The sequence below is a fragment of the Stenotrophomonas sp. HMWF003 genome (assembly GCF_003061285.1).
GTDB classification, from domain to species: domain Bacteria; phylum Pseudomonadota; class Gammaproteobacteria; order Xanthomonadales; family Xanthomonadaceae; genus Stenotrophomonas; species Stenotrophomonas maltophilia_AP.
The window spans coordinates 1-11,406 of sequence record NZ_QAIW01000373.1; the positions used below are offsets into that span (position 1 = coordinate 1).

Genomic DNA, 11,406 nt, shown 5'->3' on the forward strand with positions numbered 1-11,406 from the left:
GATGATAGCCGTTGCACCGCGCCGGCGCTCTCGACGCAAGCGACCAGCCCCGCCTTTGATCCATGCACCGGAACCCGCTCAGCCCGTTCAGCTTTCCCAATACCCACCCCGCAAAGACCCCAAGCCATTGCACCAGCGCGGTGCAACGGCTATCATCAGCGGCTTAGCGGACTGACCATGCGTATCCTTTCAGCGGATATGAATGCGGCCCGCGACCGGCTTCCAGGAACGGCACCCTGTACCCAGGCCGCCGTGACCCCCCGGAAGACTGGGCTCGCAGGAATACACACCGCGTGTGTTCCCGCTACCGGAATCCAGCATGACCGGAGTTGTACCGGACAAGGGGCCCAGCGGGCCCTTTGTTGTTTCCGGAACATGTTCAGTAGAGCCCGGCCAGCGTGACTGGCCAACCCGTATCTCTTTCAACGAATCAAGGCCGACTGTGAGCGACAAGGCAACCGAAATCGCGAATCTGCTCGCCCCCACCGTTCAGTCGCTGGGTCTCGAGCTGCTGGGCGTGGAATATCTCACTGCCCCGGGTGGTGCGACGCTGCGCCTTTACATCGACGTGCCGCTGGCCGAACAGCCCGAGCGTATCGTCAACATCGACGACTGCGAACGCGTAAGCCGCGAAGTGTCCGCGCAGCTGGACGTCGAAGACCCGATCAGCGCCAATTACACCCTGGAAGTGTCCTCTCCCGGTGTGGATCGCCCGCTGTTCACCGCAGAACAATTCGAACGTGCCATCGGCGAATCGGCCAAGGTCACGCTCAAGCTCCCGCAGGACGGCCGTCGTCGCCTGCAGGGCGAGATTCTCGCAGTAGACAACGAACAGGGTACCGTCACCTTCAAGGTCGACAACGCCCCGTTCACCGCCGACGTCGAGAATATCGACAAGGCACGCATCATGCCGGACTGGGCCGCCCTCGGCCTCGCTCCGACCAAACCGACTGGCCCGGCACCCAAGCAGGGTGGCAAGGCGAACAAGAAACCATCCAACGAGCCGGCGGCCAAAAAGCCGCGCGCGGAGTGAGCCAATGAGCAAGGAACTTTTGCTGGTAGTGGATGCGGTCGCCAATGAAAAGGGCGTTCCGCGTGAAGTGATCTTCGATGCCATCGAGGCAGCATTGGCGTCGGCCGCGAAAAAGCGCTACCCCGACGAAGAAGTGCTGGCCCGTGTGTCGATCGACCACAAGGACGGCAACTACGAAACCTTCCGCCGCTGGGAAGTGGTGGCCGATGACGTGGTCATGGAGTCCCCGGACCGCCAGATCCGCCTGATGGATGCCATCGACGAAGCTGAAGGCGTCGAAGTTGGCGATTACATCGAAGAACAGATCGAAAACCCCGACTTCGGCCGCATCGCTGCCCAGGCCGCCAAGCAGGTCATCGTCCAGCGCGTGCGCGAAGCCGAGCGCCAGCAGGTCGTGGATGCATGGAAGGACCGCGTCGGCGAACTGGTCACCGGTGTGGTCAAGCGCGCCGAGCGCGGCAACATCTATGTCGACCTCGGCGGCAACGCCGAAGCCTTCATCCCGAAGGACAAGGGCATTCCGCGCGACGTCCTGCGCGCCGGCGACCGCGTCCGCGGTTACCTGGCCGAAGTGCGTTCGGAACCGCGTGGCCCGCAGCTGTTCATCAGCCGCGCCGCCCCGGAATTCATGATCGAACTGTTCAAGCTTGAAGTGCCGGAAGTCGGCCAGGGCCTGGTCGAGATCAAGGCCTGTGCACGTGACCCGGGCGACCGCGCCAAGATCGCCGTGCTGGCCCACGATTCGCGTACCGATCCGATCGGTGCCTGCATCGGCATGCGCGGTTCGCGCGTCCAGGCCGTGTCCAACGAGCTCAACGGCGAGCGCGTGGACATCGTGCTGTGGAACGAGAACCCGGCCAACTTCGTCATCAACGCGATGGCGCCGGCGGAAGTGCAGTCGATCATCGTCGACGAAGAAAAGCACTCCATGGACCTGGCCGTCGCTGAAGAGCGCCTGGCCCAGGCGATCGGCAAGGGCGGCCAGAACGTGCGCCTCGCCAGCCGCCTGACCGGCTGGCAGCTCAATGTGATGACCCAGGACCAGGTGACCGCCAAGTCCGAGGCAGAGCAGGGCGTTGCCCGCCAGCTGTTCATGGACAAGCTGGAAGTGGATGAAGAAATCGCCGCCATCCTGGTGACCGAAGGCTTCAACACCGTGGAAGAAATCGCCTACGTCCCGGTCGGCGAACTGCTGGCCGTGGAAGGCTTCGACGAAGACATCGTCGAAGAGCTGCGTGCCCGTGCCCGCGATGCGCTGCTCAACGAAGCGCTGGCGGTGGAAGAAGGTCTGGAAGACGGTTCGCCGTCCGACGACCTGCTCGCCCTGGAAGGCATGGACGAGGCAACTGCCTACGCCCTGGCCGGTCATGGCGTGCGTACCAGTGAGGACCTGTCGGACCTGGCCGCCGACGAGATCCTCGAGTTCGGTATCGAGGACCTGGACCAGGAGCGCGCCGCCGCCCTGATCCTGGCCGCCCGAGCCGAGGAGATCGCCCGCCTGGAGCGCGGCGAATGAGCCAGCGATGAACAGTGCCCTGACCCGCTCAGGGCTTAGACTCCGCGCTGCCTTCGCACGTTTCGAGGGAGCGCCAACCAGATCATAGGATCCGAATGTCGCAGCAAACCACCATCCGCAAGCTTGCCGAACTGGTCAACACCCCGGTCGATAAACTGCTTGTACAGCTTGCCGAAGCCGGCATGAAGTTCAGCGGTCCCGACCAGGTCGTGACCAGCACCGAGAAGGTGAAGCTCCTGGGCTTCCTTCGTCGTTCGCACGGCAAGACCGAGCAGCCCGTCGAGAGCACCGACGACGCCGCCAAGAAGATCACCCTCAACCGTCGCAAGTTGCAGGAAGTGACCGTCAGCGCCGGCCGCAGCAAGACCACTGTCAACGTGGAAGTGCGCCAGAAGCGCACCTACATGAAGGACGCCAGCGGCAAGCCGATGACGGCGGATGAAGAGCGCGCCGACATCCTGCGCAAGCTGGAGGAATCCCGCCAGCGCAATCTGGACGAGCAGCGCGCACTGGCCGAAAAGGACCGTGCACGCGACGAGGAAATCGCCCGCAAGCGTCAGGAAGAAATCGACGCCAAGGAGCGTGCCGAAGCCGAGCGCAAGGCGGCCGAAGCTGCTGCGGAAGCGGCCAGGAACGCACCGCCTGCACCGGCACCTGCCGCGGCCAAGCCGGCCGCTGCCGCCGATGCACCGGCCCGTGCCGCGCGCCCGTCGGCGCCGTCGGCTGCGCGTCCGGCCCCGCGTTCGGACGACCGCAACTCGAACAACAACAACAACAACCGTCCGGGCGCCAAGCGTGACGACGAGGGTGGCAACCGCTTCGCCGGTCAGCTGCACCTGTCGGCTGCCGACCGTGCCCGTCGCGGCAACAACAGCAACTCGCGTGGTCGCCCGACCGGGCGTACCCAGCACGGCGGCCGTCGTGACAGCAACCAGTCGCGCAGCGGCGGCGGTGCCCATGGTTTCGAACGTCCGGTCGCTCCGATCGTGCGTGACGTCACCATCGGCGACACCGTCACCGTGGCCGACCTGGCCCAGAAGCTGGCCCTGAAGGGCGGCGACGTGGTCAAGGCGCTGTTCAAGATGGGCGTCATGGCGACCATCACCCAGACCATCGACCACGACACCGCCGCGCTGGTGACCGAAGAACTCGGCCACAACGTGATCCGTGCCAACACCAACGACGCCGAAGACGCGCTGCTGGCGCTGGCCGGTGGCAACCAGGGCGAGCCGACGGCGCGTCCGCCGGTGGTCACCATCATGGGCCACGTCGACCACGGCAAGACCTCGCTGCTGGATTACATCCGCCGCACCAAGGTCGCCACGGGCGAAGCCGGTGGCATCACCCAGCACATCGGTGCGTACCACGTTGAAACGCCGAAGGGCGTGATCAGCTTCCTGGATACCCCGGGCCACGCGGCGTTTACGTCCATGCGTGCCCGCGGTGCCAAGCTGACCGACATCGTGGTGCTGGTGGTGGCCGCCGACGACGGCGTGATGCCGCAGACCAAGGAAGCCATCCAGCATGCGCGTTCGGCCGGTGTGCCGCTGATCGTGGCGATCAACAAGATCGACAAGGCCGGTGCCGACCCGATGCGCGTCAAGAACGAACTGCTCGGTGAGCAGGTCGTGTCCGAAGACTTCGGTGGCGACATCCAGATGGTCGAAATTTCGGCCAAGGCTGGCCTGGGCATCGACGACCTGCTCGACGCGATCTCGGTCCAGGCCGAACTGCTCGAACTGAAGGCCGTGCCCGATGGCCGCGCCAGCGGTGTGGTCATCGAGTCCTCGCTGGACAAGGGCCGCGGCCCGATCGCTACCGTGCTGGTGCAGCAGGGTTCGCTGAAGAAGGGCGACTACCTGGTCTGCGGTATCCAGTACGGCCGCGTGCGCGCCCTGTTCGACGAAACCGGCAAGCAGCCCGACCAGGCTGGCCCGTCTATTCCGGTGCAGGTGCTGGGTCTGTCCGGCGTGCCGGATGCCGGCGATGATTTCGTGGTGGTCGAAGACGAGCGTCTGGCCAAGGACGTCGCGCAGCAGCGCGAAACCAAGCGCCGCGAATCGCGCCTGGTGCAGTCGGCCGGCAGCCGCATGGAAGACATCATGGCAACCCTGGGCAAGGGCGATGGCCAGCAGGTGCTGAACCTGGTGATCAAGGCCGACGTGCAGGGTTCGGTGCAGGCGCTGAGCCAGGCACTGGTCGCGCTGTCCAACGAAGACATCCGCATCAACGTGATCCACTCCGGCGTGGGCGGCATCACCGAGTCGGACGCCAATTCGGCGGTTGCCTCCAAGGCCACCGTGATCGGCTTCAACGTGCGTGCGGATGCTTCGGCCCGTCGCATCATTGAATCCAACGGCGTGGACCTGCGTTACTTCTCGATCATCTATGACGTGATCGATCAGGTGAAGCAGGTGGCCTCCGGTCTGCTCGGCGTGGAAATCCGCGAAGAGATCATCGGTATCGCCCAGGTCCGCGATGTGTTCCGCAGCTCGAAGTTCGGTGCAGTCGCTGGCTGCATGATCATCGAAGGCACGGTCAAGCGCAGCAAGCCGATCCGGGTCCTGCGCGACAGCGTGGTGGTGTTCGAAGGCGAGCTGGAATCGCTGCGCCGCTTCAAGGAAAACGTCGAGGAAGTCCGCAATGGTACCGAATGCGGTATCGGCGTGAAGGCCTACAACGACGTCAAGCCGGGTGACCAGATCGAGTGCTTCGAGCGTATCGAAGTGCCGCGCACCCTGTAATGTTCCAGGCCGGACCGCCTCGCGCGGTCCGGTTCTTTCCGTTTGATCCGCATCACCTTTTCAAGACGAGCCTGCCTACCGTGCCAAAGACCTTCCATCGAACCGACCGTGTTTCCGCCCAGATCCGCCGTGAACTGGGAACGCTCGTGCACAACGCGGTGCGTGAACACGGCTTGCCTTCGGTGAGCGTCTCCGACGTGGAAATCACCCGTGACATGGCGCATGCCAAGATCTTCGTCACGGCGCTGATGCCCGAACGTTCGGTTGAAGCCATGAAGGGCCTGAAGGAACTGGCCTGGGGGCTGCGCATGGAACTGGCGCGTGCCATGAAGCTGCGCCACGTGCCCGAGCTGCACTTCCACTACGATGATTCGGTGGATCGCGGCGAGCGCATCGACAACATCCTGCGTGACCTGCCCGATACGCTGGCGGCTGAAAAGAGCCGGCAGCCCGAGGAAGACGCCGGGGATGGCGACGCGGACAAAAGCGGCAAGAAATCTGATTGATGGACCAACAGCCCGCAAGGGCTGTTGTCTTATGGGGCGGTGCGCGGGTCGATCACGACCGCACCGTCGACCGCCGGACCTGCCGGCAGCGCCGCATGGCGCCGAGTGAAACCACGACATGGCACCCCGAATCACATTCCGTCGCCTGGACGGCATCCTGCTGCTCGACAAGCCGGGCGGCATGAGCTCCAACGCCGCGCTGCAGATCGCGCGGCGCCTGTACCGCGCCGAGAAGGGCGGCCACACCGGCAGCCTGGACCCGCTGGCCACCGGCCTGCTGCCGCTGTGCTTCGGCGAGGCCACCAAGATTGCCGGCCTGCTGCTGGGCTCGGCCAAGGCCTACGACGCCGAGGTGGTGCTGGGCCAGACCACCGATACCGACGATTCCGATGGCGCGGTGTTGCGCGAACGGCCGGTGCCGGCGATCAGCGCCGATGCGCTGGAGGCTGCGCTGGCACCGTTGAAAGGACGCATCCTGCAGCGCGCACCGATCTACTCCGCGCTCAAGCAGGGGGGCGAACCGCTGTACCTGAAGGCGCGCCGCGGCGAGGTCATCGAGGCCCCGGAGCGCCAGGTGGAGGTGCACGCCATCGAGGTGCTGGAGCAGCAACCGACCCGGCTGCGCCTGCGCGTGACCTGCGGTTCAGGCACCTATATCCGCAGCCTGGCCCGCGACCTTGGCGAGACGCTGGGCTGTGGAGCGCACATCGCCGGCCTGCGCCGGCTGTGGGTGGACCCCTTCCGCGACGCGCCGATGGTGTCCCTGGACACCCTGCGGACGTTGGTGGAGCAGGGCGACGAGGCGGCCATCGATGCCCTGTTGCTGCCGCTGGACGCCGGCTTGGCGCACTACCCGCGGGTTACCCTGGACGCTGAACAGACCCCGCGCTTCTGCGTGGGCCAGCGCCTGCGCGACCCGTCCTGGGCGCAGGGTACGGTCGTGGTGTACGGCCCGGACGAGGCCATCCAGGGCCTGGGCCAGGTCGACGAGAACGGCCGGCTGGGGCCGCAGCGGCGCTTCAACCTGGCCGGGCAGGGCTGACCCCGGCGCAGCCGGTCCTTGTCCCGGCGGGCTGCGCCCGTTACAATTTCGCGGCCTTTTCAGGCTTCCCGCGTTCTGCGGGTTCATCCTTTCGTTCACGGCGAGTCACGCGGTACGTCAATGGGACGTTTCTGCGGGCCACGCATCCAAGAGAAAACTGATATGTCGATCGACACCCAGAAGGTTATTGAAGACAACAAGCGCAGCGCCACCGACACCGGCTCCCCGGAAGTCCAGGTCGCCCTGCTGACCGCCCGCATCGAACTGCTGACCGGCCACTTCAAGACCCACAAGAAGGATCACCACAGCCGCCGCGGTCTGCTGCAGATGGTCAACCGCCGCCGCAGCCTGCTCGACTACCTGAAGAAGAAAGACGCTCCGCGTTACAAGGCCCTGATCGAAAAGCTCGGCCTGCGTCGCTAAGCAGGAATCCCAACCGCGGCGCAGGAATGCGCCGCGGTTTTGTTTTGGTAGTACCGCATCAAACGCCTGGGCCGGACAACCGGTCACCCGTCGGCGGCAAGGGTCGCCCGCGGTCCATTCGAAGAAAGCATCATCCCAAGGACATCCCCCGTGGCAAAAATCACCAAAACCTTCCAGTACGGCAAGCACACCGTCACGCTTGAGACCGGCGAAATCGCCCGCCAGGCCGGTGGCGCCGTCATCGTCAAGTTCGACGACACCGTGCTGCTGGTCTCCGCCGTGGCTGCCAAGAGCGCGCGTGAGGGCCAGGACTTCTTCCCCCTGACCTGTGACTACCAGGAGAAGTTCTACGCCGGTGGCCGTATCCCGGGTGGCTTCTTCAAGCGCGAAGGCCGTGCGACCGAGAAAGAGACGCTGATTTCGCGCCTGATCGATCGTCCGATCCGCCCGCTGTTCCCGGAAGACTACAAGAACGAAGTTCAGATCATCGCCACCGTGATGTCGCTGAACCCGGACATCGACGGCGACATCGCCGCGCTGATCGGCGCCTCGGCTGCACTGTCGCTGGCCGGTACCCCGTTCAAGGGTCCGATCGCCGCTGCCAAGGTGGGTTACAAGAACGGTGAATACATCCTCAACCCGACCGTGACCGAACTGAAGGATTCGGAGCTGGAACTGGTTGTCGCCGGTACCGCCAACGCCGTGCTGATGGTGGAATCCGAAGCCGCGCTGCTGTCCGAAGACGTGATGCTGGGCGCCGTGACCTTCGGTCACCGCGAAATGCAGAAGGTCATCAACGCGATCAACGAGCTGACCGTGGAAGCCGGCACCAAGCCGTCCACCTGGGTTGCCCCGGCCAAGAACGAGGTGCTGATCAGCGCCCTGCAGGAAGCCATCGGCCCGCGTCTGGGCGAAGCCTTCCAGGTGCGCGACAAGCTGCAGCGCCGCGACGCCATCTCGGCGATCAAGAAGGACGTGGTCGAGTCGCTGGCTGGCCGCGTGGCCGCTGAAGGCTGGAACCCGGCCGAGCTGTCGAAGGAATTCGGCGAGCTGGAATACAGCACCATGCGCAACTCGGTGCTGGACACCAAGGTCCGCATCGACGGCCGTGCGCTGGACACCGTCCGCCCGATCGCCGTGAAGACCGGCATCCTGCCGCGTACCCATGGTTCGTCGCTGTTCACCCGCGGTGAAACGCAGGCCATCGTGACCATCACGCTGGGCACCGCCCGCGACGGTCAGGTGATCGACGCCGTGTCCGGTGAGTACAAGGACAACTTCCTGTTCCATTACAACTTCCCCCCGTACTCGGTGGGTGAGACCGGCCGCATGATGGGCCCGAAGCGTCGCGAAATCGGCCACGGCCGCCTCGCCAAGCGCGGCGTGCTGGCAGTGATGCCGTCGCTGGAATCCTTCCCGTACACGATCCGCGTCGTGTCGGAAATCACCGAGTCGAACGGCTCCTCGTCGATGGCCTCGGTCTGCGGTTCCTCGCTGGCCCTGATGGACGCCGGCGTGCCGGTCAAGTCGCCGGTGGCCGGTATCGCCATGGGTCTGGTCAAGGAAGGCGAGCGCTTCGTCGTCCTGTCCGACATCCTGGGTGACGAAGATCACCTGGGCGACATGGACTTCAAGGTTGCCGGTACCGCTGAGGGCATCTCCGCCCTGCAGATGGACATCAAGATCGAAGGCATCACCGAAGAGATCATGAAGCAGGCTCTGCAGCAGGCCAAGGCTGGCCGTCTGCACATCCTGGGCGAAATGGCCCACGGCCTGACCGCTCCGCGCCAGGAGCTGTCGGACTACGCGCCGCGCCTGCTGACCATCAAGATCCACCCGGACAAGATCCGCGAAGTGATCGGCAAGGGTGGTTCGACCATCCAGGCCATCACCAAGGAAACCGGCACCCAGATCGACATCCAGGATGACGGCACCATCGTCATCGCGTCGGTCAATGCCATCGCTGCGCAGGCTGCCAAGGCCCGCATCGAGCAGATCACCTCGGACGTCGAGCCGGGTCGCATCTACGAAGGCAAGGTCGCCAAGATCATGGACTTCGGTGCGTTCGTCACCATCCTGCCGGGCAAGGACGGCCTGGTGCACGTGTCGCAGATCTCCAGCGACCGCGTCGAGAAGGTCGGCGACGTGCTGAAGGAAGGCGATGTGGTCAAGGTCAAGGTGCTGGAAGTCGACAAGCAGGGCCGTATCCGCCTGTCGATGAAGGCCGTCGAAGAAGGCGAAGGCGCCGTCGCCGAGTAATCGGCCGGGCCGGTGGCGCGGCAGGTGGGGACCGTTGGTCCTCACCCCTGCGCCTCACGCGTTCGAACAACAAAAAAGCGGGCTTCGGCCCGCTTTTTTGTGCCCGTCGTTGCGTAACCCGGCCGACGATACTCTCCAGGCAGGCGCCTACGCCTCGCTCTCGTCCTCATCGTCGCCCACCCCCCGCCACCACACCGTGCCTTCTTCCGGTGCACTCTCCTCGCACGGCGGGCTCTCGATCGCATCGACGCTGCGCCCCGGCCCCGCGGCCACCCAGTTGGCCAGCAGCCGCTCCACCGCCGCCTTGCCCTGCGCGCCGATGCCCAGGTTGCGTTCGACCTGCCAGTCATCGTTGCTGGCGCCGCCTTCATCGTGGTCGGTGTCGGCCGCATCGTCGCGGCGGTGGCCGACGCCATAGCTGCACCGCAGGCACAGCGTCACGATCGACGCGGTCCAGTCTTCCACGTAGCCGATGCCGGGCAGTTCGGCTGCCTGCAGTTCGTCGAGGTCATCGGCCGACGGGCAGCGGATGAAGGCCACGAAGGTACGGTGGTCCGAGCGCTGCAGGATCTGCAGGGCGTTGAACACCGGCACCATGCCGTCATCCAGCGCGCGCTCGCCGGTCTTGGCGCCGTCATGCAGCACGATGTCGAACAGCCGGTGGCCGGTTTCCGGCAGGGGCACGTTCAACAATCGCGCGCGCACCACATCGATGCGCCGTGCAAACACGGTCTCACCATTGCCCCAGGGATTGAGGCGGATGCTGACCAGTCCGAAATCGTGTTCGATCGGACCGTCGCCCTCGGGAATGCCGATGCCGCATCGGGTCCATTGCCGGCGCGCTTCGGCCCAGTCGCCCAGGGCGGTCGCGGCGATGCCGGCATTCCAGGCACTGGCGTCGTCGGCCGAGCCCTGCAGCGCCTGCGCGCGCAGGGCATGCTGCAGTGCGGCGGGCCAGTCGCGCAGGTACTTGTGGGCAAGGCCGCGCATGTAATGCAGGTACGGCACCTCGGGCGCCAGCGTGGTCAGTTCGCCGAACAGTGCACTGGCCTGCTTCAGCTGGCCGTGGTCGAAGGCATCGTAGGCGCGCGCTTCCAGCGCGTCCCTGGCGGCGGTGTCCGGTGCGGTGTCGCGTGGATCGGAAGTGTCGGTCATGTGCGCAGGATAGGCCGAATCCAGGCGCACCGTCGCCTGTCGCAGCGGCACGCCGTCGTGGAGCGACAGGACATCAGTGGGCCTTGCCCGGTGCCGCGATTGACCTGCGCGACACTGCGTTGGCAGATGCCGGCGGCGCGCGGGTGTCCGCTGGACGACTTCGCCGGACATCGGGTCAAAAGGCCTGCAGTACCGTCGTCGCACGCGTATGCATTTGCTAACGTGGCCCGGCCATCGACCCTTCTGGAGTCTGCATGTTCCGTCAGCGCCTTGCCGTTCTTGTCGCCTGCGCCGCCGCGGCGCTGTCGCTGGCCGCGTCCGCCGCCGAACCCCCGTCGAAGGTGATCGGGGCGTACTACCCGGGCGGCTCGGCCGAACGCTATCCGGTCGCGGACATACCGGCCGACACGCTCACCCATCTGTTCTACGCATTCGCCACCATCGACGCGGGCAGGTGCGTGGTGGGGCCGCAGGCGGACGCGCATTTCACGGCGCTGGCGGCGCTCAAGCGTGCGCATCCGAAGCTGCATACCCTGATCTCGATCGGCGGCTGGAACGCCGGCGGCTTCTCCGACGCGGCGTTGACGGCCGACAGCCGCGCGCGGTTTGTTGCGTCCTGCGTGGCGTTGTTCTTCGACACGCACCGCGGCAGTTTCGACGGCGTGGACATCGACTGGGAATTCCCGGTGTATGGCGGCCCGACCGACATCACCGACCGCCCGCAGGAC

At 65.5% G+C, this 11,406-nt stretch carries 9 protein-coding genes; 8 read left to right on the plus strand and 1 reads right to left on the minus strand.

Features of this window, described 5'->3' with window-relative positions; translation table 11 throughout:
- Window positions 1-442 precede the first annotated feature (442 nt).
- From rimP to pnp, 7 genes are all read left to right on the plus strand, one after another.
- Complete coding sequence (rimP, locus tag DBR34_RS15485) at window positions 443-1,033, plus strand: ribosome maturation factor RimP (RefSeq protein WP_038687250.1); 591 nt, start codon at window positions 443-445, stop codon at window positions 1,031-1,033.
- Window positions 1,034-1,037: 4 nt separating this feature from the next.
- A complete protein-coding gene (gene nusA, locus DBR34_RS15490; protein WP_038687252.1) occupies window positions 1,038-2,549 on the plus strand; it encodes a transcription termination factor NusA in 1,512 nt (503 codons plus the stop codon).
- Window positions 2,550-2,644: 95 nt separating this feature from the next.
- Window positions 2,645-5,293: a translation initiation factor IF-2 gene (gene infB, locus DBR34_RS15495; RefSeq protein ID WP_128097465.1), complete on the plus strand. Its 2,649-nt coding sequence runs from the start codon at window positions 2,645-2,647 to the stop codon at window positions 5,291-5,293.
- Between the two features lie 71 nt (window positions 5,294-5,364).
- Entirely contained in the window at window positions 5,365-5,799 is a 435-nt protein-coding gene (rbfA, locus tag DBR34_RS15500; protein ID WP_258223988.1) for a 30S ribosome-binding factor RbfA, read from the plus strand.
- Between the two features lie 118 nt (window positions 5,800-5,917).
- A complete protein-coding gene (gene truB / locus DBR34_RS15505; protein WP_128097466.1) occupies window positions 5,918-6,841 on the plus strand; it encodes a tRNA pseudouridine(55) synthase TruB in 924 nt (307 codons plus the stop codon).
- Window positions 6,842-7,003: 162 nt separating this feature from the next.
- Window positions 7,004-7,264 (plus strand): 30S ribosomal protein S15, encoded by a 261-nt coding sequence (gene rpsO, locus DBR34_RS15510; protein WP_128097467.1) that lies wholly within the window; start codon window positions 7,004-7,006, stop codon window positions 7,262-7,264.
- A 150-nt stretch (window positions 7,265-7,414) separates the two neighbouring features.
- Window positions 7,415-9,523, plus strand: a complete 2,109-nt coding sequence (gene pnp / locus DBR34_RS15515; RefSeq protein WP_038687262.1) for a polyribonucleotide nucleotidyltransferase — start codon at window positions 7,415-7,417, stop codon at window positions 9,521-9,523.
- Between the two features lie 147 nt (window positions 9,524-9,670).
- Here the strand turns inward: pnp and DBR34_RS15520 are convergent, their stop codons facing one another.
- Window positions 9,671-10,678 carry a hypothetical protein gene (locus DBR34_RS15520; RefSeq protein WP_128097468.1) on the minus strand — a complete coding sequence of 336 codons (1,008 nt, stop codon included), beginning with the start codon at window positions 10,676-10,678 and terminating at the stop codon, window positions 9,671-9,673.
- 254 nt (window positions 10,679-10,932) lie between these two features.
- Here DBR34_RS15520 and DBR34_RS23340 point away from each other — a divergent pair.
- The coding region (locus DBR34_RS23340; RefSeq protein ID WP_258223981.1) for a glycosyl hydrolase family 18 protein at window positions 10,933-11,406 on the plus strand (474 nt) is incomplete at its 3' end.

What these genes read in the sequence shown, in the direction of transcription:
- nusA (WP_038687252.1), top strand. Translation starts at nt 1,038, where the DNA reads ATGAGCAAGGAACTTTTGCTGGTAGTGGATGCGGTCGCCAATGAAAAG.
- infB (WP_128097465.1), top strand. Translation starts at nt 2,645, where the DNA reads ATGTCGCAGCAAACCACCATCCGCAAGCTTGCCGAACTGGTCAACACC.
- truB (WP_128097466.1), top strand. Translation starts at nt 5,918, where the DNA reads ATGGCACCCCGAATCACATTCCGTCGCCTGGACGGCATCCTGCTGCTC.
- rpsO (WP_128097467.1), top strand. Translation starts at nt 7,004, where the DNA reads ATGTCGATCGACACCCAGAAGGTTATTGAAGACAACAAGCGCAGCGCC.
- DBR34_RS15520 (WP_128097468.1), bottom strand. Translation starts at nt 10,678, where the DNA reads ATGACCGACACTTCCGATCCACGCGACACCGCACCGGACACCGCCGCC.